Below are 23,400 nucleotides of genomic sequence, written 5' to 3' on the forward strand. Positions count from 1 at the left end.
GCTAATGGACAACGAGGGCTGAACCGTGGGCATCGAGGAAAAGGTACCGACCGGCGTCCTGCTGACGACCGTCGAGAAACTGGTCAACTGGTCGCGCAAGGCGAGCTTCTGGCCGGCCACCTTCGGCCTGGCCTGCTGCGCCATCGAGATGATGGCGACCGGCGCCGCCCGCTACGACCTGGCGCGCTTCGGCATGGAGGTCTTCCGGGCGAGCCCCCGCCAGGCCGACCTGATGATCGTCGCCGGCCGGGTGAGCCAGAAGATGGCCCCGGTCCTGCGCCAGATCTACGACCAGATGCCGGAGCCCAAGTGGGTGCTCTCGATGGGCGTCTGCGCCTCCAGCGGCGGCATGTTCAACAACTACGCGATCGTCCAGGGCGTGGACCACATCGTGCCCGTGGACATGTACCTGCCGGGCTGTCCGCCGCGGCCGGAGATGCTCATCGACGCCATCCTGCGCCTGCACGACAAGGTGATGGCCGAGCCCCTCGGTGACCGGCGCCGCCGCGCGATCGAGGCCAAGGTCGAGCGCGAGGGCGCGCCGGTGGTGGCACCCGGCGCAATGCCGTCGAGCTACCGCTTCGACAAGGCCAAGCGGGCCGAGTGGATCAAGGCCGCCGAGTCGGGTCGCGAAGAGCAGCTGCGCATCCAGAAGTGGATGGAAGAGCGGGCGCAACTGTCCGGAGGTTCAAAGTGACCAACGCAGAACCAGTCGGCGCCGAGCTCGGCGCCGTCGCGCAGACCCCGCCGTCCACGGCGGCCGGGCGCGGCATGTTCGGCGTCCAGGGCAGCGGTGACACCTCCGGGTTCGGCGGCCTGCGCCGCCGGCGCGCGGTCGAGCTCGACTCGCCGCGGCCCTTCGGCGGCGACTTCGACGAGGTCGTCGACGCGCTGGAGGAGGCCTACCCGGGCTTCGACGACGCGATCGAGCGGATCGTGGTCGACCGCGGCGAGCTCACGCTGTACATCGTGCCGGAGCGCATCGCCGAGGTCTGCCAGGCGATGCGGGACGACCCGGCGCTGCGCTTCGAGCTGTGCTCCTCGGTGTCGGGCGTGGACTACCTCGGCTCCGACGGCCGCCGGCTGCACGCGGTGTATCACCTGACGTCCCTGACGTACCGCCGCCGGATCCGCCTCGAGGCCGCGGTCACCGCCGAGGACCCGCACCTGCCGAGCGTCACCCAGGTCTACCCGACCGCCGACTGGCAGGAGCGGGAGACCTACGACATGTTCGGCATCGTCTTCGACGGCCACCCGAACCTGACCCGAATCCTCATGCCGGACGACTGGGAGGGCTTCCCGCAGCGGAAGGACTACCCGCTCGGCGGCGTGCCGGTCGAGTACAAGGGTGCGGAGATCCCGCCGCCGGACCAGCGGAGGAGTTACCTGTGACCACCGATTACGCCGCCGCCCGCGAGACGACCGAGGGCAAGGTCTTCACCGTCACCGGCGGGGACTGGGACACGGTCGTCAACGAGGCCGGCTCGGAAGAGCGCATCGTCGTCAACATGGGCCCGCAGCACCCGTCCACGCACGGGGTGCTCCGGCTGGTCCTTGAGCTCGAGGGCGAGACCGTCACCGAGGCGAGGACCGTCATCGGGTACCTCCACACGGGCATCGAGAAGAACCTGGAGTTCCGCAACTGGACCCAGGGCACCACGTTCGTGACCCGCATGGACTACCTGGCGCCGATCTTCAACGAGACCGGCTACTGCATGGCGGTCGAGAAGCTCCTCGGCATCGAGGACCAGATCACCCCGCGGGCCAAGACGATCCGCATCCTCATGATGGAGCTCAACCGGATCGCCTCCCACCTGGTCTGGCTCGCCACGACCGGCATGGAGCTCGGCGCCCTGTCGATGATGATCTACGGGTTCCGCGAGCGCGAGTACATCCTCGACATCTTCGAGATGGTCTCCGGCCTGCGGATGAACATGGCCTACGTACGCCCGGGCGGCGTCTCGCAGGACGTGCCCGAGGAGGCGCTGGCCAAGATCCGCGAGCTCCTCGGCTGGATGCCCGAGCGCATCGACATGTACGAGGACCTGCTGTCCGGCAACACGATCTGGCGCGAGCGCACGCAGGGCGTCGCCGTGCTCGACGTGACCGGCTGCCTGGCCCTGGGCATCACCGGGCCGGTGCTGCGCTCGGCCGGGCTCGGCTGGGACATCCGCAAGCAGCAGCCGTACGGCGGCTACGAGACCTACGACTTCGAGGTCCCGACCGAGCCGACCGGCGACGCGTGGGGCCGCTACAAGGTCCGGCTCAACGAGATGCGCCAGTCGCTGCGGATCGTCCAGCAGGCGATGGACCGGCTGGAGCCGGGCCCGATCATGATCGCCGACAAGAAGATCGCGTGGCCCGCGCAGCTCGCCGTGGGCGGCGACGGCCTGGGCAACTCGCTCGAACACGTCGCGAAGATCATGGGCCAGTCCATGGAGGCCCTGATCCATCACTTCAAGCTGGTGACCGAGGGCTTCCGGGTCCCGCCCGGCCAGGTGTACGTGCCGATCGAGGCGCCTCGCGGCGAACTCGGCGTGCACGCGGTCTCCGACGGTGGCACGCGCCCGTTCCGGGTGCACTACCGCGAGCCCAGCTTCGTCAACCTGCAGGCGATCCCGGCGATGGCGGAGGGCGGCCTGCTCGCCGACGTCATCGTGGGCGGCGCCTCGCTCGACCCCGTCATGGGTGGGTGTGATCGTTAATGGTGTTCAGTGAGGTCACGCGCGAGCGCGCGCGTCAGATCATCGCGCGCTACCCCGAGGGCCGCTCGCGCTCCGCGCTCCTGCCCCTGCTGCACCTCGTGCAGTCGGAGGAGGGCTACGTCTCCCCGGACGGCATCGCGTTCTGCGCCGAGGTCCTGGGGATCACGAAGGCCCAGGTGGGCGCGGTCGCGACGTTCTACACCATGTACAAGCGCAAGCCGACCGGCGACTGGCTGGTGAGCGTCTGCACCAACACCATGTGCGGCGTGCTCGGCGGCGACCAGGCGTACCAGGCCCTGAGCGAGTACCTTGGGGTTGGCCACGACGAGACGACGACCGACGGCAAGATCACCCTCGAGCACGCCGAGTGCCTCGCCGCCTGCGACTACGCGCCGGTCATGACCGTCAATTACGAGTTCTTCGACCAGGTGCAGGCCGACACCGCGCTGAACCTGGTCAAGCAGCTGCAGAACGGCGAGCGCCCGCAGCCCAGCCGCGGCACCCGGCTCTGCACGCTCAAGGAGATGGCGGTCCAGCTCGCGGGCTTCGCCGACGACCGGGGCGACGAGGTCATCGCCGACGGTCCGGCCGGGGAGTCGACGCTCGCCGGCAACCGGCTCGCGGAGCGCTTCGGGATCGCGGTGCCGGGCTTCGACCCGGAGACGCCCATCGCCAAGAAGGACGAGGCGAAGTCATGACGTACCAGCCCTCGCAGGAGTCGCTGTCGAAGCTCACGCCGGTGCTCACCAAGCGCTGGCTGTCGCCGGACGCGTGGAAGATCGACGTGTACGAGCGGCTCGACGGCTACACGGCCCTGCGCAAGGCGTTCAAGGCCCACCCGGACGACCTGATCCAGCTGGTCAAGGACTCGGGCCTGCGCGGGCGCGGCGGCGCCGGCTTCCCGACGGGCATGAAGTGGGGCTTCATCCCGCAGAACGACGGCAAGCCCCACTACCTGGTGGTCAACGCCGACGAGGGCGAGCCTGGCACCTGCAAGGACCTGCCGCTGATGATGGCCGACCCGCACGCGCTGGTCGAGGGCGTCATCATCGCGTCGTACGCCATCCGCGCCAACTTCGCCGCGATCTACATCCGCGGTGAGGCGGTGCACGCGGCCCGGCGGCTGCGGGCGGCGGTCCAGCAGGCGTACGCCAAGGGGTACCTCGGCGAGAACATCCTCGGCAGCGGCTTCTCCCTGGACCTGGTCGTGCACAGCGGTGCCGGCGCGTACATCTGCGGCGAGGAGACCGCGCTGCTGGACTCGCTGGAGGGCTTCCGCGGCCAGCCCCGGCTGCGCCCGCCGTTCCCGGCGACCCACGGCCTCTACGCCTCGCCCACGGTCGTCAACAACGTCGAGACGATCGCCAGCGTCCCGTACATCGTGCTCGGCGGCGCCGGCTGGTTCCGCAGCATGGGCACGGAGAAGTCGCCGGGCCCGAAGATCTACTCGATCTCCGGCCGGGTGAACCACCCCGGGCAGTACGAGTGCGGCCTGGGCGTCACGCTGCGCCAGCTCATCGACCTCGCGGGCGGCATGCTGCCCGGCCACGAGCTGAAGTTCTGGACGCCGGGCGGCTCCTCGACGCCGCTGCTCACCGACGAGCACCTCGACACGCCGATGGACTTCGAGGGCATGGCCGGCGCCGGCACGATGCTCGGCACCACGGCGGTGCAGGTCTTCTCCAACCAGGACGACGTCGTCTACGCCACCTACCGCTGGATCGCGTTCTACCACCACGAGTCCTGCGGCAAGTGCACCCCGTGCCGCGAGGGCAACTACTGGATGGTCCGCATCCTGCACCGCATCCTGGCCGGCCAGGGCACCCACCAGGACCTCGACACCCTGCTGGACGCCTGCGACAACCTGCTGGGCCGCTCGTTCTGCGCGCTCGGCGACGGCGCGACCAGCCCGGTGACGTCCTCGATCAAGTACTTCAAGCAGGACTACCTGGACTACATCGAGGGCCGCAAGGCGCCGATGTTCCACGGCGAGCTGGTAGGAGCTCACTGATGACTGACGTGGTTCCCAAGGCCGAGACTGTGAAGCTGACGATCGACGGCATCGAGGTGGAGGCGCCCAAGGGGGCGCTGGTCATCCGGGCCGCCGAGCAGATCGGCATCTCGATCCCGCGCTTCTGCGACCACCCGCTGCTGGCCCCGGCCGGCGCCTGCCGGCAGTGCCTGGTGGACATCGAGGGCCAGCGCAAGCCGGTCGCCTCGTGCACCCAGCCGGTGGCCGAGGGCATGGTCGTACGGACCCAGATGACCTCCGACGTGGCCAAGAAGGCCCAGGAGGGAATCATGGAGTTCCTCCTGATCAACCACCCCCTCGACTGCCCGGTCTGCGACAAGGGCGGCGAGTGCCCCCTGCAGAACCAGGCGATGAGCAACGGCCAGGCCGAGTCCCGGTTCGTGGAGCACAAGCGGGAGTACCCCAAGCCGCTGCCGATCAGCACCCAGGTGCTGCTCGACCGCGAGCGCTGCGTGCTCTGCCAGCGCTGCACCCGCTTCTCCGACGAGATCGCCGGCGACAAGTTCATCGACCTGATGGAGCGCTCGTCCAACGAGCAGATCGGCGTGTTCCGCGGCGACCCCGACTCGCCCGAGAGCGACGCGCCGTTCAACAGCTACTTCTCCGGCAACACGATCCAGATCTGCCCGGTCGGCGCGCTGACCAGCTCGCAGTACCGGTTCCGGGCCCGCCCCTTCGACCTGGTGTCCACGCCCAACGCCTGCGAGCACTGCGCGGCCGGCTGCGACCAGCGGGCCGACCACCGCCGGGGCAAGGTCATGCGCCGCCTCGCCGGCGACGACCCGGCGGTGAACGAGGAGTGGAACTGCGACAAGGGTCGCTTCGCCTTCCAGTACGTCACCGCGACCGACCGCCTCACCACGCCGCTGGTGCGCGACAAGAAGACCGGTGAGCTGCGCACGGCCAGCTGGCCGGAGGCGCTGACGGTGGCGGCGGCGGGCCTGGCCGCGGCGAAGGACAACGGCGGCGTCGGCGTGCTGGCCGGCGGCCGGTTGACCGTCGAGGACGCCTACGCGTACAGCAAGTTCGCCCGCGTGGCGCTCGGCACCAACGACATCGACTTCCGCGCCCGGCCCCTGTCGGCGGAGGAGACCGAGTTCCTCGGCTCCCACGTCGTCGGCCGGGCCGAGGTCACGTACGCCGACATCGAGCGGGCCTCCGCGGTCGTCTTCGTCGGGCTCGAGCCCGAGGAGGAGTGCCCGATCATCTTCCTGCGGGCGCGCAAGGCGTACCTCAAGCGGGCCCTGCCCAGCTTCGCGGTCGCCCCGTTCGTGAGCCGCGGGTACTCCAAGCTCGGCGCCACGGTCCTGCTCACCGCCCCCGGCGCCGAGGCGGAGGTGCTCGGCGAGTCCGAGCAGCTGCGCGAGGCGCTGTCGGGCGAGGGCGCGATCCTCTTCGTCGGCGAGCGGCTGGCCAGCGTGCCCGGCGGCCTGTCCGCCGCGGCCCGCCTGGCCGAGTCCACCGGCGCCCGGCTGGCCTGGGTGCCGCGCCGGGCCGGCGACCGCGGCGCGGTCGAGGCCGGCGTCGTGCCGACCCTGCTCCCCGGCGGCCGCCAGGTCTTCGACCCGGCCGCGCGCAGCGAGGTCGCGGTCGCCTGGGGCCTGGACGCGGGCGTGCTGCCCAGCGCCTCGGGCCGCGACACCGACGGCATCATCGCCGCCGCCCGCGAGGGCCGGCTCGGCGCGCTGGTCGTCGGCGGCGTCGACCCGTCCGACCTGGCCGACCCGATCGCCGCCGAGGAGGCGCTGGACAAGGTCGGCTTCCTGGTCAGCCTCGAGCTGCGGATGAGCGCGGTGGCCAAGCGCGCCGACGTGGTCTTCCCGATCGCCCCGGCGGCGGAGAAGTCCGGCTCGTACGTCAACTGGGAGGGCCGGGTCCGCCCGTTCGGCACGGTGCTCAAGACGCAGGCGATGAGCGACGGCCGCGTGCTCGACACGCTGGCCCGCGAGCTGGGCGTCCAGCTCGGCGTGGCCGACGTCGACGGGGCTCGCCGGCAGCTCGCGGCGCTCGCCCAGCTGCCGCTGCCGGGCACGGCGTCGACCGGCATCGTCGGCGCCGGCAACCCGAGCATCGTGCGGGGCACGGCGCCGGACGTCGCGCCGGGCACGGCCGCGGCTCCGGCCGGCGGCCAGGCGATCCTCGCCTCCTGGCACCACCTGATCGACAGCGGCTCGCTGCAGGACGGCGACGGCCACCTGGCCGGCACCGCCCGCCCCGCCGTGGTCCGGATCTCCAAGAGCACCGCGGCCGACCTGGGCGTGGTGGACGGGGACGCGGTGACGGTCGGCACCGAGCGGGGCGCGATCACCCTGCCGGCGCTCGTCACCGACATGGTCGACGGGGTCGTGTGGATCCCGACGAACTCACCGGGCTCGACCCTGCGCCGCACGCTCGGTGTCACCGAGGGCGCGCTGGTTGAGATCGGGACCAGGGGTATCGGTAATAGAGGAGAGCAGTGAAATGACGCCTCTCGCCGCGTACGGCAACCTGGACCAGTTCGGCAAGGACCCCTGGTGGCTGGTGCTCGCGAAGGTCATCGTGATCTTCGCGTTCCTGGTCGTCATGACGCTCTTCGCCATCTGGTACGAGCGCCGGGTCGTGGCCCGGATGCAGGTCCGCCCCGGCCCGAACCGCAACGGCCCGTTCGGCCTGCTGCAGTCGCTGGCCGACGGCCTGAAGCTCGCCTTCAAGGAAGACATCATGCCGCGGCTGGCGGACAAGGTGGTGTTCTTCTTCGCGCCGGTCGTCTCGACCGTCACCGCGTTCACCGCGTTCTCGGTCATCCCCTTCGGCCCGAGCGTGTCGATCTTCGGGACCCACACCCCGCTGCAGCTCACCGACATCCCGGTGGCGGTACTGCTGGTGCTCGCCTGCTCCTCGATGGGCATCTACGGCGTGGTGCTGGGCGGCTGGGCCTCCGGGTCGACGTACCCGCTGCTCGGCGGCCTGCGCTCGAGCGCCCAGATGATCTCCTACGAGGTCGCGATGGGCCTGTCGATCGTCTCGGTCTTCCTGGTGTCGGGCACGATGTCGACCTCGCAGATCGTGCAGGCGCAGGCCGGCAACGGCACCGCGAACGTCTTCGGCATGACCTGGCACCTGCCCGCGTGGTACGGCATCCTGCTCATCCCGAGCTTCCTGATCTACTTCACGGCGGCGGTCGGCGAGACCAACCGCGCGCCGTTCGACCTGCCCGAGGCCGAGTCCGAGCTCGTCGGCGGCTTCCACACCGAGTACTCGTCGCTGAAGTTCGCGCTGTTCTTCCTCGCCGAGTACGTCAACATGGTCACCGTCTCGGGCCTGTGCACCACGCTGTTCCTGGGCGGCTGGCGCGCCCCGTGGCCGATCTCGCTCTGGGACGGCGCCAACCACGGGTGGTGGCCGGTGCTGTGGTTCACCATCAAGGTGCTGCTGCTGCTCTTCGTCTTCGTCTGGCTCCGCGGCACGCTGCCCCGGATGCGCTACGACCAGTTCATGCGCTTCGGCTGGAAGGTGCTGATCCCGGCCAACCTGGTCTGGATCCTCGCGCTGTCCGGCATCCGCCTGGTCCAGACGCACGGCGAGCTGAGCACGGGCGCGCGCACCGGGGTGATCGTGGGCATCGTGGTCCTGGTCGTGCTGGTCCTGGCGCTGGTCGGCCTGCAGCGGGCGCGCAAGGCGCCGCTGGCCGAGGCGACGCCGGTGGACCCGGGCGGCCGCGTCGGCGGCGAGCAGGGCTTCCCGCTGCCGCCGATGAACCTCGAGGTGCCGCCCAGCCCGCGGGCCAAGCGCGTGATCGTCGAGCGGGAAACCGTCCCGACCGGCAAGGAGAGCTGACGTGTCTATTGGTGGAACCCTCAAGGGGTTCGGGGTCACCTTCTCGCACATGTTCAAGAAGGTGGTCACCGAGGAGTACCCGGAGCAGCGCAAGCCGCCGGCTCCGCGGTACCACGGCCGGCACATTCTCAACCGCTGGCCGGACGGGCTCGAGAAGTGCATCGGCTGTGAGCTGTGCGCCTGGGCCTGCCCGGCCGACGCGATCTACGTCGAGGGCGCGGACAACACCGAGGACGCGCGGTTCTCGCCCGGCGAGCGCTACGCGCAGACCTATCAGATCAACTACGCCCGCTGCATCTTCTGCGGGCTGTGCATCGAGGCCTGCCCGACCCGCTCGCTGACGATGAGCAACGAGTACGAGCTGGCCCGCGACAACCGCCGCGACCTGATCTTCACCAAGGAGCAGCTGCTCGCGCCGCTGCTGCCCGGGATGGAGCGCCCGCCGCACGACATGCGCCTGGGCGACTCCGAGAAGGACTACTACGTGGGCGCGCTGGAGAACCCCGGCACCTCGGTGGGTGCCGAGCGCTACAAGGGAGGCCACTCGTGAGCAGCACCCTCGCGCTGCAGACGCTGGCCGGGGCCGGTGACGTGAAGGGCGGCGAGGCCGTCACCTTCTGGATCCTCGGCCCGCTCGCCGTGCTCGGCGCCATCGGCATGGTCTGGGCCCGCAACGCCGTGCACTCCGCGCTGTCGCTGATCGTCACGATGCTCAGCCTGGGCGTCTTCTACGTCCTGCAGGCCGGCCCGTTCATCGGCATGGTGCAGATCATCGTCTACACCGGCGCGATCATGATGCTGTTCCTGTTCGTGCTCATGCTGGTCGGCCGCGACTCCTCGGACTCGCTGATCGAGACTTTGCGCGGGCAGCGGATGGCGGCCAGCGTGCTCGGGCTCGGGCTGGCGCTGCTGCTGGGCATCGGGCTGTACCGGGCGCTCGGCGACGTCAGCCCGAGGGGTCTGACGGAGGCCAACTCGGCCGGCAACGTCATCGGCCTGTCGCGCCTGCTCTTCACCAAGTACGTCTGGGTCTTCGAAATCACCTCGGCGCTGCTGATCACGGCGGCCGTCGGCGCGATGGTCCTGGCGCACGTCGAGAAGCGCAAGGAAGAGAAGATCAGCCAGCCGCAGCGCATGCTGGCGCGGTTCCGCCCGGGCAACTACCCGGCGCCGAAGCCGGGCCCCGGCGTCTTCGCCGGCTCCGACTCGGTGGCGACCCCGGCCCGCCTGCCCGACGGCACGCCGTCCGACCGCAGCATCTCCAAGATTCTGCCGACCCGGGAGTTGACGTCCGCGGACGTCGCACCGAAGGGGACCGAGAAGTGACTCCGACGTACTACATCGTCCTCGCGGCGATCCTCTTCACGATCGGGGCGATGGGCGTGCTCATCCGCCGCAACGCGATCGTGCTGTTCATGTGCATCGAGTTGATGCTGAACTCGGCCAACCTCGCGCTGGTCACGTTCAGCCGGATCAACGGCACGCTCGACGGGCAGATCATGGCGTTCTTCGTCATGGTCGTGGCGGCGGCCGAGGTCGTCGTCGGCCTGGCGATCATCATGTCGATCTTCCGGACTCGGCGCTCGGCCAGCGTCGACGACGCGAACCTGCTGAAGTACTAAAGGAGCGGGTGGTGGAAACAATCGCCTACTCAACGGCGACCGGCTGGCTGGGCTCCTTCTGGCTGCTCCCGACCATCCCGCTGGCCAGCGCGGCGGTGCTGCTGCTGCTCGGCAAGCGGGCCGACCGCTGGGGTCACTGGCTCGGCGTGCTGAGCGTCGCCGCGTCGTTCGTGCTCGGGCTGACGTACTTCTTCACGCTGCGCGGCCTCGAGAACCGCAACGGTGTGGAGCTCAAGCTCTGGGACTACATCGGCGTCGGGAGCTTCCACGTCGACCTGGGCCTGCTGTTCGACCCGCTGTCGGCGATGTTCGTCCTGCTCATTACCGGCGTCGGCTCCCTGATCCACCTCTACGCGGTGGGTTACATGGAGCACGACCCGGGCCGCCGGCGGTTCTTCGGGTACTTCAACCTCTTCATCGCGGCGATGCTGTTGCTGGTCCTCGGCAACAACTACGTGATGCTGTACTTCGGCTGGGAGGGCGTCGGTCTCGCCTCCTACCTGCTGATCTCCTTCTGGTACCTGCGCCCGAGCGCGGCGACCGCCGGTAAGAAGGCGTTCCTGATGAACCGCGTCGGTGACGCGGGCTTCGCGATCGCGATCTTCCTGATGTTCGCGTACTTCGGCACGGTCGACTACGCCGACGTCTTCAACAGCGTGCACGGGCTGGGCAAGGGTGCGGTGCTGGCCATCGCCCTCCTGCTGCTGCTCGGCGCGGCCGGCAAGTCCGGCCAGTTCCCGCTGCAGGCGTGGCTCCCCGACGCGATGGAGGGCCCGACCCCGGTCTCCGCCCTCATCCACGCGGCCACGATGGTGACCGCGGGCGTGTACCTCATCGCCCGCTCCCACCCGATCTTCGACGCCTCGCCGGACGCGCAGACCGTGGTGGTCGCCGTCGGCGCGCTGACGCTGCTGATCGGCTGCATCATCGGCTGCGCGAAGGACGACATCAAGCGGGTGCTCGCCTGGTCGACGGTGAGCCAGATCGGGTACATGTTCCTGGGCGTCGGGCTCGGCGGCGCGGCCTACGCGCTCGCCCTGATCCACCTGCTCGCGCACGGCTTCTTCAAGGCCGGCATGTTCCTCGGCGCCGGCTCGGTCATGCACGGCATGCACGACCAGACCGACATCCGCCGCTTCGGCAACCTGCGCAAGTACATGCCGATCACCTGGGTCACGTTCGGCCTCGGCTGGCTCGCGATCATCGGCTTCCCCGGCCTGTCCGGCTTCTTCTCCAAGGAGCCGATCATCGCCGCGGCCTTCGAGCGCGAGGGCTGGACGGCGTGGCTCTTCGGCGGCGCCGCCCTGCTCGGCGCCGGCCTGACCGCGTTCTACATGACGCGGCTGTTCTGGCTGACCTTCCACGGCCCGGAGCGGTGGACGGACGACATCAAGCACCCGCACGAGTCGCCCGCGGTGATGACGATCCCGCTCATCCTGCTGGCGGTCGGGTCGGTCTTCGCCGGCTGGCTGCTGTCGACCTCGGTGCCGGACTGGCTGACGCCGGTGTACGGCCCCGAGCACGCCGCGCACGAGCCGGTCATCGCCCACTGGCTGATCACCGTGCTGTCGATCGTGCTGACGTTCGCCGGCGCGGGCCTCGCGATCGCGCTGTTCAACAAGGGCACCGCCCTGCAGGAGGAGCCGGCCGGGCCGGTCGTCACGGCCGCCCGGGCCAACCTCTACACGGACGCGTTCAACGAGGTCGTGTTCGAGGCGCCCGGCCGGTACCTGACCCGCGCCCTGGTCTACCTCGACAACCGCGGCATCGACGGGCTGGTCAACGGCCTGGCCGCGGGCGTCGGCGGCGGGTCGAGCCGGATGCGCCGGGCCCAGACCGGGTTCGTGCGTTCGTACGCCCTGTCCATCCTCGGAGGTGCGGTGCTTGTGGTGGCCGCGACGCTGGCGGTGAAGTTCGGATGAGCCACTTCCCCTACCTGACCGTCCTCACGGCCGCGCCGCTCGTCGGCGCGGTGGGGGTCGCGCTGCTGCCGAAGGACAAGCCCGAACTCGCCAAGCGCGCCGCGCTGGCCTGGTCGGTGCTCGTCCTGGCGCTCGGCGTCGGCCTCTGGACCCAGTTCAAGCCCAACGGCGACCGGTTCCAGCTGCGCGATTCCTGGACCTGGATCCCGCAGTGGGGCGCCAAGTTCACCTTCGCCGTCGACGGCATAGCGCTCGTCATGATCGCGCTGATCGCCCTGCTGGTGCCCCTGGTCATCCTGGCCTCCTGGCACGACGCGGAGCACAGCAAGCGGTCGGTCCCGGCGTACTTCTCGCTGCTGCTGGCCCTCGAATGCACGATGATCGGCGTCTTCGCCGCGCAGGACGTGTTCCTGTTCTACGTGTTCTTCGAGGTCATGCTCGTGCCGATGTACTTCCTGATCGGCTCCTACGGCGGGCAGCACAAGCAGTACGCGGCGGTGAAGTTCTTCCTCTACTCGCTGCTCGGCGGCCTGTTCATGCTGGCCGCGCTGATCGGGCTGTGGGTGCTGGGCGGCCAGACGTTCGACTGGCAGACCCTGGTCAACGCCGACTTCTCGGCCAACACCGAGCGGTGGCTGTTCCTCGGGTTCTTCCTCGCGTTCGCGATCAAGGCGCCGTTCTTCCCGTTCCACACCTGGCTGCCCGACGCCGGTGGGGCCGCCCCGGCCGGGGCCGCCGCGTTGCTCGTCGGCGTCCTGGACAAGGTCGGCACCTTCGGGATCCTGCGGTACTGCCTCCCGCTCTTCCCCAACGCGTCCAAGCAGTTCGCCTGGCTCGGGCTCACGCTCGCGCTCATCGGCATCATCTACGGCGCGCTGGTGGCGATCGGGCAGAAGGACCTGAAGCGCCTGGTGTCGTACACCTCGATCGCGCACTTCGGCTTCATCGGCATCGGCATCTTCGCCTTCACCACCCAGGCGGGAACCGGCGCGGTGCTCTACATGGTCAACCACGGCCTCGCGACCGGCCTGCTGTTCCTGGTCGTCGGCATGCTGGTGGCCCGCCGGGGCAGCGCGCTGGTGACCGACTTCGGCGGCGCGGGCAAGCTCATGCCGGTGCTCGCCGGCGTCTTCTTCATCGCCGGCCTCGCGTCGCTGGCGCTGCCGGGCACGTCGCCCTTCGTCTCCGAGTTCCTGGTCCTCATCGGCACGTTCACGGTGAACAAGACGGTCGCGATCATCGCCACCGCCGGCATCATCCTGGCGGCCGGGTACGTGCTCTGGATGATCCAGCGCACGACGCAGGGCACCCCGAACCCGAAGCTGGCCGAGATCAAGGCAATGGGTCGCGACCTGTCGGTGCGCGAGGCCGTGGTGGTCGCCCCGCTGATCGCGCTGATCCTGCTGCTGGGCTTCTACCCCAAGCCGCTGACCGACGTGATCAACCCGGCGGTTCAGGCGACCATGCACGACGTCGGCAAGACCGACCCGAAAGCCACCGTGGGTACCGTGGAGGCCGGCAAGTGAACGACACACTCCAACTGCCGCACCTGGACTACGCGGCGCTCGCGCCGATGCTGATCCTGTTCGGCATCGCCTGCGTCGGGGTCCTCGTCGAGGGCTTCGTGCCCAAGCGGGTGCGGCACAGCGTCCAGCTCACGCTGGCGCTCGCCGGCCTCGTCGCCGCGCTGGTCATGGTGATCCGCCAGGGCGACAAGCCGGTGATCACCGCCTCGACCGCCGTCGCGATCGACAAGCCGGGGCTGTTCCTGTCGGGCGCGATCATCGTGCTCGGCATCGTGGCCCTGCTGCTGATCGGCGAGCGGACGCTGGAGCCGGGCGGCGCGTTCGTCGCGCAGGCCGCGGTCACCGCCAACACCGACCGGGACCGCGAGCAGGCGGCCCGCATCGGCGGCGGGACCGAGGTGTTCCCGCTGACGATGTTCGCCCTCGGCGGCATGCTGCTGTTCAGCACCGCCAACGACCTGCTGACGATGTTCGTCGCGCTCGAGGTCTTCTCGCTGCCGCTGTACCTGCTGTGCGCGCTGGCTCGCCGCCGGCGACTGCTGTCGCAGGAGGCCGCGATGAAGTACTTCCTGCTCGGCTCGTTCGCCTCGGCGTTCTTCCTGTTCGGCATCGCGCTGGTCTACGGCTACGCGGGCCAGGTCGACTTCAAGGCGATCGCCACGGCGATCCACGCCCACGAGCAGAACGACATCCTGCTCTACGTGGGCCTCGCGATGCTCGCGATCGGCCTGCTGTTCAAGGCGGCCGCGGTGCCGTTCCACGTGTGGACGCCGGACGTGTACCAGGGCGCCCCGACGCCGATCACGGCGCTCATGGCGGCCTGCACGAAGGTGGCCGCGTTCGGCGGGCTGCTGCGCCTGGCCTACGTCGGCTTCGAGGGCACCAAGACCACGATCCAGCCGGTCCTCGGCGCGATCGCGGTGCTCACGATGATCGTCGGCGCGATCCTCGCGGTCACGCAGACCGACATCAAGCGCCTGCTGGCCTACTCGTCCATCGCGAACGCGGGCTACCTGCTCATCGGCGTGATCTCGCTGAACGACAAGGGCCTGTCGAGCTCGCTGTTCTACCTGGTGGCGTACGGCTTCACCGTGCTCGCCGCGTTCGGCGTGGTCACGCTGGTGCGCGACGCGGACGGCGAGGCGACGCACCTGTCGCGGTGGGCCGGGCTGGGGCGGCGCTCGCCGCTGTACGCCTCCCTGTTCACCTTCATCCTGCTGGCCTTCGCCGGCATCCCGCTGACCAGCGGTTTCACCGCCAAGGTGGGCGTGTTCGCGGCCGGCATCGACGGCCACCAGACCTGGCTGGTGATCGCCGGCGTGGTGAGTTCCGCCATCCTCGCCTTCCCTTACCTGCGGGTCGTCGTCATGATGTGGCTGTCCGAGCCGGGCGAGACCACGCCGGCCGTGTCCATCCCGGGCGCCATGACGGCGGCCGCGCTGGTCATCGGCACGGTCGCGACGCTGGTGCTGGGCGTGGCGCCGGGCGCGCTGCTCGAGGTGACACAGAAGGCCGGCCAGTTCCTCGGCTAGCCTGCCTGCCGGTTTTTGCACGTACCGACAGTGACGTCCCCCGTGGGAATACCACGCGGGGACGTCCCTGTATCAGGAGTTGGAAGTTCGTATGGCATCGTTGGAGCTGTGGTGAGTACGGGAACCGTGCAGTCGAGTGCCTCCGTCGGGCTGACCCTTGCCGACCCGGAGCTGGAGAGCAGCGTGGCCGCCATCCTCGGGGACGTCGAGGCGGTGCTGATCGACTCCGTGCACAGCGCCAACCCGCTGGTCACCGAGGCGGCCCGGCATCTGGTCGACGCGGGCGGCAAGCGCATCCGCCCGATGCTGGTCGGCCTGGCCGCCCAGTTCGGCGACCCGACCGGCCGCGAGGTGGTCATCGCCGGCGCGGTGGTGGAGCTCACCCACCTCGCCACCCTGTACCACGACGACGTCATGGACGAGGCCCCGGTGCGCCGGGGCGCGCCCAGCGCCAACTCCCGCTGGGGCAACGCGCTGGCCATCCTGGTCGGCGACTACCTGTTCTCCCGGGCGGCGGACCTCGCCGCCGAGCTGGGCGTCGATGCGGTGCGCATCCAGGCGGCCACCTTCTCGCGGCTGGTCCACGGCCAGATCGACGAGACCGCGGGCCCGCTCGACGGCGAGGACGCGATCCAGCACTACCTGCGCGTCCTGCAGCACAAGACCGGCTCGCTGATCTCCACCAGCGCCCGCTTCGGCGCGATGTTCGGCGGTTGCAGCCCGGAGCAGGTCGAGGCGCTGGCGACGTTCGCCGAGACGTTCGGCATCGCGTTCCAGCTCTCCGACGACCTCATCGACATCGCGAGTGATGAGCTCCAGTCGGGCAAGACGCCCGGCACGGACCTGCGCGAGGGCGTGCCGACCCTGCCGGTGCTCTACGCGCTGGCCTCCTCCGACGACGACGCCGCGGCCGTGCGCCTGCGCGAGATCCTCGCCGCCGGCCCCGTCACCGACGACGCCCTGCACACCGAGGCCCTCGGCCTGCTGCGCGACTCCGCGGCCCTCAAGCAGGCCCGGGAGACGGTCCGCGGCTACGCCGACGCCGCCCGCGGCACGCTGGCCGCGCTGCCGGACGTGCCGGCCCGCCGGGCGCTCGAGTCGCTCTGCGACTTCATCGCGGATCGGACCAACTGACGCTTTCTGGCCCTTCGGACCGACGCCGGTCAATGTTCCGTTCCCCCGGCGTCGGTCCGTTTTTTCATGGTTCAGTACGCCATGTGCGGACATGATGCCCGAGCTGCACGTTGCTCAAGGCCACCTGGCGCGGTACCCGGGCCGACGACAAGTCGCGACGACGCGATGACGGGCCGGAGCGGCGATTGCACAGTTTGGCGTCAACTACTCACTTAAGGCGTCATTACCTACTCAGCTAATGACGCATACATGTGGCCATTACTCAGCTGGAACGGCGTGTCGCTCATGGTTCGTCACGATCGGGGTGTCCAGTATGGTGCATTCATCTCTATGTGCTGACCGCTGAAATCCCCTCACCTCGCGCCACAAATGATCAGAATGTTCCCTCCACCCTCTCCGATTTCATATGGTGTTACTCCAGTTACTGCTGCGGCTGGGGAGGGCGGCGGTGCGCGATCCACAAGCCGAACCCTCGGATCTCATCCGGAGCGTCTCGAGGGCCCTACGAGTGCTGGAGGCGGTCGGTCAGTCGCCACGCGGCCTGACCGTGAAGCAGATCGCCCGGCGATGCGACTTCACCGTCGCCACGACGTACCACCTCGTGCGGACGCTGGCCTATGAGGGCTACGTGATCCGCCGGGAGAACGGCACCTACGTGGTCGGCCTCGAGATCGCCGACCGCTACCGGGAGCTCGTGCTCGCCTTCCGCGGCCCGAGCGCCGTCATCGACCGGCTTCGCCGCGCCGCGGCCGAGACCGGTTACAGCCACTACCTCGGCCGGTTCGTCGGCGGCCGGGTGGCGGTGACCGCGATGGCCGAGGGCCCGCGCACGCCCCCGCTCGACGACCTCGTGCCCGGCTACGACGAGGCGGCGCACGCGACCGCGCTCGGCAAGGCGCTGCTGGCCACGATGAGCCCGGATCAGCGGTGGCGGTTCCTCAAGGAGTACGGCATGCGCGCCTACACCACGGCGACGCTCACGTCGGCCGAGGCGCTCGACTCCGACCTCGCCGCCGGCGACCGGCGCGGCATGCAGATCGAGATCGGCCAGTTCCGCCCGGGCCTGGCCTGCGCCGCGGTGATGGTCGTCAACGACCGCGACCAGGACCGCCGGGTCGTGCTGGCCTGCGCCCTGCCGCCGGCCGAGCTGATGTCCTCGGCGAAGGTCGTCCGCACCCGCCTGCTGGCCACCGCCCACCACCTGGCCACGGTGCTCGCGGAATAACCGTCTGCGCCCGCGGCTCGCGGAATAACCGTCTGCGCCCGCGGCTCGCGGAGTAACCGATTGCGGCCGCGGATCGCTGGGTAGCCGCTCGCCGTCGTCCGTAGCACCATCGGTGTTGCGGGGGTCCCGCCGATGTCGCATCCGTGACATGTGCCCTTGGGCTGAACCTCTCTGCGTATTAGTGCGTAGAAGCAGGTGGAAGGGATCGGAAACATATCGAGGCGTGAGTAGAGACGATGCTGACCTGCTGAAGGCGCTCCATGCGGAGCACGGCGACGCGCTGTTCGCCCACGCCTTGCGACTGACCGGCGGCGACCGCCAAAGGGCCGAGGACCTCGTGCAGGAGACCCTGCTGCGGGCCTGGCAACACCCCGAGGCGCTCGACCCGGCCCGTGGCTCGGTCCGTGCCTGGCTCTTCACCACCGCCCGGAACCTAGCCATCGACGCGTGGCGGCGGCGCTCCGCGCGGGTGGGCGAGGTCTTCACCGACCAGATGCCGGAGACTCCGGCCGTGGTCGACGAGACCGAGCGCGCGGTGGAGTCCTGGGTCATCGCCGAGGCGCTGACCCGCCTGTCCCGGCCGCACCGCGAGGTCCTGGTTGAGTGCTTCTACCAGGGCCGCTCGGTCGCCGAGGCGGCGCAGCGCCTGGGCGTGCCGGCCGGCACGGTCAAGTCGCGGACCTTTTACGCACTGCGTTCGCTGAAAGTCGTACTGGAGGAGTTGGGGGTGACGCAATGAGGTGTGAACACCTCCATGACTCGGCTGTCTACGTGCTGGGGGCGTTGTCGCCGCCCGAGCACGAGGCATACGAGCGGCATCTCGCCGACTGTGCGGAATGCCGTGCGGAGGTGGCGGAGTTCTCCGACCTGCCGGGCCTGCTCGGCCGGCTCGACCCGGAGATCGCCGCGCAGATTGCCCTGGCGTCCGACCCGGACCTCGACGACCCGGCGGTCTCCGACGAGCGCGACCTTGTGGACGACCACGCGTCGGCCTCGCGGTGGGCCGGTCCGACGATGGCCGCGGGGGCTGGGTCGGAGCGGATCAACGGAGCCGCGGTCGACCCGCTGCTGCCGCGCGTGCTCGACCGGGCCCGCAGCGCCCGGCGCACCGAGCGCCGCCGGCGCCGCTGGACCACGGCCGGCACGGCGCTCGTGGCCGCGTTCCTGGCCGTCGTCGCCGTGATCGGCGTGCGGGCCATCGGCATCGGCCAGCCGGACTTCGAGGCGATGCGCGAGGTCGCCGCGACGGTACCGGTGCAGGCCTCGCTCGCCGTGTCCCCGGCCGACAACGGCACGGTCGTGCGGATGCGCTGCTCCTACAAGGAGGGCGAGGGCGACGAGTACGCCAAGTGGACCTACAAGCTCGTCGTCGTGCCCAAGTCCGGGGAGCCGGAGGAGATCGACACCTGGACGGCCCGCTCCGGCGACGAGATGCAGCTGACGGCGCACAGCGGCATCCCGCGCTCCAACATCGCCCGCATTGAGATCCGCAAGGGCGACGGCACCACGCTGCTGACCCTCACCACGTAGCCGGACGTCCTCTTACTCACTCACACCGACTCGGGTGGCCGCCACGGCGGCCCCCGGTCGCGTCAGCGCCAGCACGTAGCCGGACGTCCTCTTACTCACTCACACCGACCCGGGTGGCCGCCACGGCGGCCCCCGGTCGCGTCAGCGCCAGCACGTAGCCGGACGTCCTCTTACTCACTCACACCGACCCGGGTGGCCGCCACGGTGGCCACCCGGTCGCGTTTTGCCCGCCCCTGGCGGAAGGCGTCCCAGGTGAACAGCGCCAGCGCGCACCACACGATCGCAAACCCGGCCAGCCGCATCGGCGGCATCGGCTCGCTGAACAGCAGCACGCCGATGATCAGCTGCAGCGTCGGCGTCAGGTACTGCATCATCCCCAGCCCCGACAGCGGCACCCGGTTGGCCGCCTCGGCGAACAGCAGCAGCGGCACGGCGGTGAGCAGACCGCTGCCGGCCAGCATCAGCGTGTGCACCGCGGACACGGTCCCGAACGTCGAGTCGCCCCGGACGCTCAGCCACACCAGGTACGCGAGCGCCGGCAGCGTCAGCACTCCCGACTCCAGCAGCAGCCCCTCGGCGGCGGGCAGCCCGAGCCGCTTCTTGATCAGCGAGTAGCACCCGAACGACCCGGCCAGCGTCACCGCGATCCACGGCAGCCGCCCGTAGTCGGCGCTGAGCACGAGCACCGCGACGGTCCCGATCCCGAGCGCGACCCACTGCGCGACCCGCAGCCGCTCGCGCAGGGCGAGGACGCCGAGCAGGATGACGAAGAGGGGGCTGATGAAGTACCCCAGCGACGCCTCGACCACCCGGTCGGTGTTCACGGCGAAGATGTACACGCCCCAGTTCACGGCGATGAACACCGCGGCGACCGAGATCCCCGCGACCAGCCGCCCGTTGCGCAGCAGCTCGAACAGCCGCCGCCACCGCCGCAGCACCGCGAGCAGCAGCCCGACGCTCACCAGCGACCACACGATCCGGTGCGCCAGCACCTCGACGGCCCCCGCGGGCCGCAGCGCGTGAAAGTACAGCGGGAACACGCCCCACAGCACATTGGCCGACAGAGCGGAGAGGTAACCACGGCGCAGGGGGTCCACGGAGACACCGTATGCCTTACCGCGGTAAGGGGCGGGCGCTCGCCCACCCCTCACGCCATGGCGTTCGTCACCGGTAGTTGCGGTAGTTCTGCTGGTACCCGTTGCCGTACTGCTGCCGCGGCGGAGGCTGCCGCCGGTCGTACTCCTGCTTGCGCTTCTTGTCCTTGCCGTCCGGCACGAAGAAGTTGAGCAGCCAGCTGACGATGCCGATGAACAGCGCCCCGAGCACCGCCGTCGGCCAGAACTTGTCGACGTGGAACGTCAGGTCGAGCGCCTCGGCGATCTTGCTCGTCAGCAGGAGCAGCGCCCCGTTGACGACGAGCGACACCAGCCCGAGCGTTAACACGTACGCCCAGCACCCGATCGTCTTGATGATCGGCCGCAGCACGGCGTTGACGATCCCGAAGATCGCGGCCACCGCGACGACGGTGAGCACCTTGCGCCCGGAGCTGCCCTCAACGGTGATGCCGGAGATCACCAACGTGGCCAGCCAGACCGTGAACGCACTCACGGCGAGCCGGATGAGGATTCCCATGCGGGTGATCGTGCCACGCCCCTGGCTGAGTACCTAGCTCGCTTCGCTCGAGCCGGGTGAGCTGCGCTCCATCCGAACCCCCTCAGGACCTGCGGCAGCGCGCCCGGACGTCTTGTCGCTGCCCTGCCCGTCGGCTACTTCGCGGGCGGCTCTCAGCGGAAAAAGCCCTGCTAAACCGGTCTGTGGGCTGATCTCCTCGACGCGATGGCCCCACACGAGCTCGCCACCCGACGCCGCCGAGTCACTCACCGCGACAAGCCAAACTCATCGAGTTTCCAACCGGTGTGCATCCTCGGCACCGTGCAGAACGACGTGTGAGCAAGTAGCTCGGTGACCGGCGGCCCTGGCCGCGGTCGCGCTTGCGGAGCCGGCGCTGGGGGCGACGAAGCCGCGCGCGGCGGAACCCCGGGATTGGATCCTGCCGGCTCGCGCAATACACGACCCCGGAGGAGGCCGACGCCGCCGTAGCCCCGCGCTACGCCGCCGGACTAACGGGCGGGGCCTCCGGTCAACTGGTGCTCCAGTGGTGTCGTCGCGAGCTGCGTCCAGCGGACGGTCTGGCGGTTGACGACGACGCCGAGCATCTCGGCCGAGATGCGGGTCAGCCAGTCGCGCGAGTCGCCCAGGCCCAGGGCGTCGCCGGCCAGTGCGGCCTCGTGCGGACTGAGCGGCTGGAGCAGGGCCAGGTCGGCCCGGGTCAGCAGGTCGGTGTCGGACGACGTGAGGTCGTCGCGCACGTGCAGGACCGTGCGCCAGGCGCTCTCCGGCACCGGTACCGAGCGGCCGGCAACCGGGCCGACGTCGATGACCAGAAGCTGGGGGCGGGTGGCGCTCGCCGGGGGCGGCTCGGCCACCGGGCCCGGAGGCACGACGGCCATGGGCTCGGCCGGCCCGAGCGCGCGCTGGAACGGCTCCCACGCCGGCGGGCGGGCCGACTGCACGACCACGCGGGCGCCCGTGGCCAGGGCCCGTAGGATCACCAGCTGGGCGCAGCGCAGGCCGCCGATCAGGGCGGCGCGGGTCGGCTCCGGGCGGAACAGCCGGACGACCACCGGGTCGCCGCGGCGGTTGACGCCCATGACCACGCCCTCGCCGCCGACCGTCGGCTCGGTGGCCGACAGCAGGGCGGGGGTGGCGGTTATTGGGCGCCCGCCGCCCAATATGAGGCCGTCGCGGCCGCTGACCAGGCCGGCCAGCACGGCATCTTCGCCGGGGGCGCCGCCGCCCAGTGGCAGCGTGGCGGCCAGGCCGTCGAGCTGGGCGCCGTCGAGGCGGGTGACCTTCGCGTCCATGCTGGCGACCAGGCGGCGCAGGGCGGCTGTCGCTTGGACGAGCGCCGCGGCCGTCGGCGCGGACAGCCGGAGCACCAGCTCGGCCCGCACCGCCGCCCCGCTGACGGCGCTGGTCGCGTCGGCCGCGACCGGGTCGAGGCCGTCGTGCGCACCGCCCTCACGCTGCCGGGCCACGCCCGGTCGCCCGCCGGCGTGACCGTCCTGGCCGCCGTAGCCGCCTGGGCTCGTCGAGCTGTCGTAACCGCCGTGACCGTCGGCGTGGGCGAAGCCCGGTCGCCCGCCGGTGTAGTCGTCCTGGCCGCCGTAGCTGCCTGGGCCCGTGGAGCCGCCGTAACCGCCGTAGCCGTCGGTGTGGGCGGACGCCGGGCGCGCGCCGGACATGGCCAGCGCGGACGGATCGTCTGGGGCGTGGATCGAGGACGGGGCGTATTGGGCCGGCACGCGTGCGGGTGCGGCGGGCGAGGGCGTGGGGGCGGCCGTGGTCGAAGGCCCGGGGGACTGGGCGGTCAGCGACAGCGTGGTCGCCGAGCTCGGCAGGGTCAGCAGGCGGGTCATCAGCGGGCCCTGGTCCGACGGCCAGCGGCGCAGGCGGAACACGGCCTGGTGCAGGCCGCCGATCGTCAGGCCGGACCAGGTCTCGCGGACCGGGCGGGTTGGGTCGTGCTGGGCGGCCTCCATCACCGCGGTCAGCGCCGACGGGGCCGACAGCGGCAGCGCGGGCAGGCCGGCCTTCGTCACGAGGCGGGTGACGCGGCGGACGGCGACGATGAGGGACTGCTCCAGGTCGGCTCGGCGGTAGCCGCCGGCCCGACGGACCCGCACGGCGATCAGGACCCGCTGGTGGGCCAGCACGCGGCCCTCGGTCAGCTGCCGGTACGACGTGGCGGACGGCGTCGCCGACGGCGGCGGGGCGGTCACGGCGCTGACGAGTAGTTGGACGCGCACCTCCGGGACGTCCCGCGTCGGCGTCGGCAGCAGGGCGCTCAGCGGCGGCAGCGGCGGCAGGGCGGTGCCCAGCAGGGCCGACACCTCGCCGACCCGCACGATGGCGACCAGGCCGTCGGTGTCCTCGAGCACGCCTACGTCGGCGCCGTCCACGTCGAGGCTGGACGTGGACGCGCCGGGGCGGACCAGGGCCAGCAGGGCCGCGCCGCCGGAGCCGGCGGGCAGGGTGCGGCGGCGGCCGAAGAAGCGGATGCCGTCGCCGATCCAGCGCGAGAGCGGGCGGTTGCGGACCCGGGCGACCGCGAAGACCAGCAGGACGAGCGCCACCGGAGCGGCGGCGATCGTCCAGACCGGGCCGGCCACCCATGCGCCGGCCACCAGCGCGATTGCCACCTGTGTGAGCACTATCCGCGTGCGCGTCGCCATATCGCCCCCCGCCAATGGAACTGACGGGCTTATCGTAGGGCGCCGGTACGACAGTTTTGGG

At 70.5% G+C, this 23,400-nt stretch carries 18 protein-coding genes and 2 pseudogenes; 17 read left to right on the forward strand and 3 right to left on the reverse strand.

The features are described from left to right. The first annotated feature begins 25 nt into the window (after window positions 1–25). The 17 genes and pseudogenes from ACQEVU_RS51745 to ACQEVU_RS51825 all read left to right on the forward strand — a co-directional run bounded on the left by ACQEVU_RS51745 (window position 26) and on the right by ACQEVU_RS51825 (window position 19,044). The gene (locus ACQEVU_RS51745) at window positions 26–697 is read left to right on the forward strand and encodes a NuoB/complex I 20 kDa subunit family protein (RefSeq protein ID WP_433338022.1); all 672 of its coding nucleotides are present in this window, start codon (window positions 26–28) and stop codon (window positions 695–697) included. Beyond that, complete coding sequence (locus ACQEVU_RS51750; RefSeq protein ID WP_433338024.1) at window positions 694–1,392, forward strand: NADH-quinone oxidoreductase subunit C; 699 nt, start codon at window positions 694–696, stop codon at window positions 1,390–1,392. Before ACQEVU_RS51745 ends, ACQEVU_RS51750 begins: the two co-directional genes overlap by 4 nt. Beyond that, the gene (locus ACQEVU_RS51755; protein ID WP_433338026.1) at window positions 1,389–2,705 is read left to right on the forward strand and encodes an NADH-quinone oxidoreductase subunit D; all 1,317 of its coding nucleotides are present in this window, start codon (window positions 1,389–1,391) and stop codon (window positions 2,703–2,705) included. Before ACQEVU_RS51750 ends, ACQEVU_RS51755 begins: the two co-directional genes overlap by 4 nt. Continuing rightward, window positions 2,705–3,394, forward strand: a pseudogene (gene nuoE, locus ACQEVU_RS51760) (NADH-quinone oxidoreductase subunit NuoE); the annotation flags it as partial. The gene ACQEVU_RS51755 and the pseudogene nuoE, both read left to right, overlap by 1 nt. Before the next feature lie 5 nt (window positions 3,395–3,399). Next, window positions 3,400–4,716, forward strand: a complete 1,317-nt coding sequence (nuoF, locus tag ACQEVU_RS51765; RefSeq protein WP_433338028.1) for an NADH-quinone oxidoreductase subunit NuoF — start codon at window positions 3,400–3,402, stop codon at window positions 4,714–4,716. Next, window positions 4,716–7,196, forward strand: a complete 2,481-nt coding sequence (locus tag ACQEVU_RS51770; RefSeq protein ID WP_433338030.1) for an NADH-quinone oxidoreductase subunit G — start codon at window positions 4,716–4,718, stop codon at window positions 7,194–7,196. Before nuoF ends, ACQEVU_RS51770 begins: the two co-directional genes overlap by 1 nt. Before the next feature lies 1 nt (window position 7,197). Beyond that, window positions 7,198–8,553, forward strand: coding sequence for an NADH-quinone oxidoreductase subunit NuoH (nuoH, locus tag ACQEVU_RS51775; protein ID WP_433338032.1), 1,356 nt, complete (start codon window positions 7,198–7,200; stop codon window positions 8,551–8,553). Window position 8,554: 1 nt separating this feature from the next. Next, complete coding sequence (gene nuoI, locus ACQEVU_RS51780; RefSeq protein ID WP_433338034.1) at window positions 8,555–9,103, forward strand: NADH-quinone oxidoreductase subunit NuoI; 549 nt, start codon at window positions 8,555–8,557, stop codon at window positions 9,101–9,103. Continuing rightward, window positions 9,100–9,879, forward strand: a complete 780-nt coding sequence (locus ACQEVU_RS51785) for an NADH-quinone oxidoreductase subunit J (protein ID WP_433338036.1) — start codon at window positions 9,100–9,102, stop codon at window positions 9,877–9,879. The genes nuoI and ACQEVU_RS51785 overlap by 4 nt, the downstream gene beginning before the upstream one ends. Before the next feature lie 50 nt (window positions 9,880–9,929). Further along, window positions 9,930–10,175 (forward strand): NADH-quinone oxidoreductase subunit NuoK, encoded by a 246-nt coding sequence (gene nuoK / locus ACQEVU_RS51790; protein WP_433339737.1) that lies wholly within the window; start codon window positions 9,930–9,932, stop codon window positions 10,173–10,175. Window positions 10,176–10,183: 8 nt separating this feature from the next. Further along, window positions 10,184–12,097 carry an NADH-quinone oxidoreductase subunit L gene (nuoL, locus tag ACQEVU_RS51795; RefSeq protein ID WP_433338038.1) on the forward strand — a complete coding sequence of 638 codons (1,914 nt, stop codon included), beginning with the start codon at window positions 10,184–10,186 and terminating at the stop codon, window positions 12,095–12,097. After that, window positions 12,094–13,623 (forward strand): NADH-quinone oxidoreductase subunit M, encoded by a 1,530-nt coding sequence (locus ACQEVU_RS51800; protein WP_433338040.1) that lies wholly within the window; start codon window positions 12,094–12,096, stop codon window positions 13,621–13,623. The genes nuoL and ACQEVU_RS51800 overlap by 4 nt, the downstream gene beginning before the upstream one ends. Then, a complete protein-coding gene (gene nuoN, locus ACQEVU_RS51805) occupies window positions 13,620–15,155 on the forward strand; it encodes an NADH-quinone oxidoreductase subunit NuoN (RefSeq protein ID WP_433338042.1) in 1,536 nt (511 codons plus the stop codon). The genes ACQEVU_RS51800 and nuoN overlap by 4 nt, the downstream gene beginning before the upstream one ends. A 111-nt stretch (window positions 15,156–15,266) precedes the next feature. Further along, window positions 15,267–16,289: a polyprenyl synthetase family protein gene (locus tag ACQEVU_RS51810; protein WP_433338044.1), complete on the forward strand. Its 1,023-nt coding sequence runs from the start codon at window positions 15,267–15,269 to the stop codon at window positions 16,287–16,289. A 448-nt stretch (window positions 16,290–16,737) separates the two neighbouring features. Beyond that, window positions 16,738–17,514 carry an IclR family transcriptional regulator gene (locus ACQEVU_RS51815; RefSeq protein WP_433338046.1) on the forward strand — a complete coding sequence of 259 codons (777 nt, stop codon included), beginning with the start codon at window positions 16,738–16,740 and terminating at the stop codon, window positions 17,512–17,514. Window positions 17,515–17,737: 223 nt separating this feature from the next. Continuing rightward, entirely contained in the window at window positions 17,738–18,253 is a 516-nt protein-coding gene (locus tag ACQEVU_RS51820; protein WP_433338048.1) for a sigma-70 family RNA polymerase sigma factor, read from the forward strand. 32 nt (window positions 18,254–18,285) lie between these two features. Continuing rightward, the gene (locus ACQEVU_RS51825; RefSeq protein ID WP_433338050.1) at window positions 18,286–19,044 is read left to right on the forward strand and encodes a hypothetical protein; all 759 of its coding nucleotides are present in this window, start codon (window positions 18,286–18,288) and stop codon (window positions 19,042–19,044) included. A gap of 170 nt (window positions 19,045–19,214) precedes the next feature. Here the strand turns inward: ACQEVU_RS51825 and rarD are convergent, their stop codons facing one another. The 3 genes and pseudogenes from rarD to ACQEVU_RS51840 all read right to left on the reverse strand — a co-directional run bounded on the left by rarD (window position 19,215) and on the right by ACQEVU_RS51840 (window position 23,306). Next, the gene (rarD, locus tag ACQEVU_RS51830) at window positions 19,215–20,141 is read right to left on the reverse strand and encodes an EamA family transporter RarD (RefSeq protein WP_433338052.1); all 927 of its coding nucleotides are present in this window, start codon (window positions 20,139–20,141) and stop codon (window positions 19,215–19,217) included. A gap of 187 nt (window positions 20,142–20,328) precedes the next feature. Further along, window positions 20,329–20,676 (reverse strand): annotated as a pseudogene (locus ACQEVU_RS51835) (phage holin family protein); the annotation flags it as partial. 488 nt (window positions 20,677–21,164) lie between these two features. Beyond that, window positions 21,165–23,306 (reverse strand): type VII secretion protein EccE, encoded by a 2,142-nt coding sequence (locus ACQEVU_RS51840; protein ID WP_433338054.1) that lies wholly within the window; start codon window positions 23,304–23,306, stop codon window positions 21,165–21,167. Window positions 23,307–23,400 lie beyond the last annotated feature (94 nt).

Source organism: Dactylosporangium sp. CA-139066 (assembly GCF_050936175.1).
In the GTDB taxonomy this organism is placed as follows: Bacteria; Actinomycetota; Actinomycetes; order Mycobacteriales; family Micromonosporaceae; genus Dactylosporangium.

Excerpts from the sequence above, each read along its gene's own strand:
- ACQEVU_RS51770 (WP_433338030.1), top strand. The coding sequence starts at position 4,716 with ATGACTGACGTGGTTCCCAAGGCCGAGACTGTGAAGCTGACGATCGAC.
- nuoH (WP_433338032.1), top strand. The coding sequence starts at position 7,198 with ATGACGCCTCTCGCCGCGTACGGCAACCTGGACCAGTTCGGCAAGGAC.
- ACQEVU_RS51800 (WP_433338040.1), top strand. The coding sequence starts at position 12,094 with ATGAGCCACTTCCCCTACCTGACCGTCCTCACGGCCGCGCCGCTCGTC.
- nuoK (WP_433339737.1), top strand. The coding sequence starts at position 9,930 with ATGGGCGTGCTCATCCGCCGCAACGCGATCGTGCTGTTCATGTGCATC.
- nuoF (WP_433338028.1), top strand. The coding sequence starts at position 3,400 with ATGACGTACCAGCCCTCGCAGGAGTCGCTGTCGAAGCTCACGCCGGTG.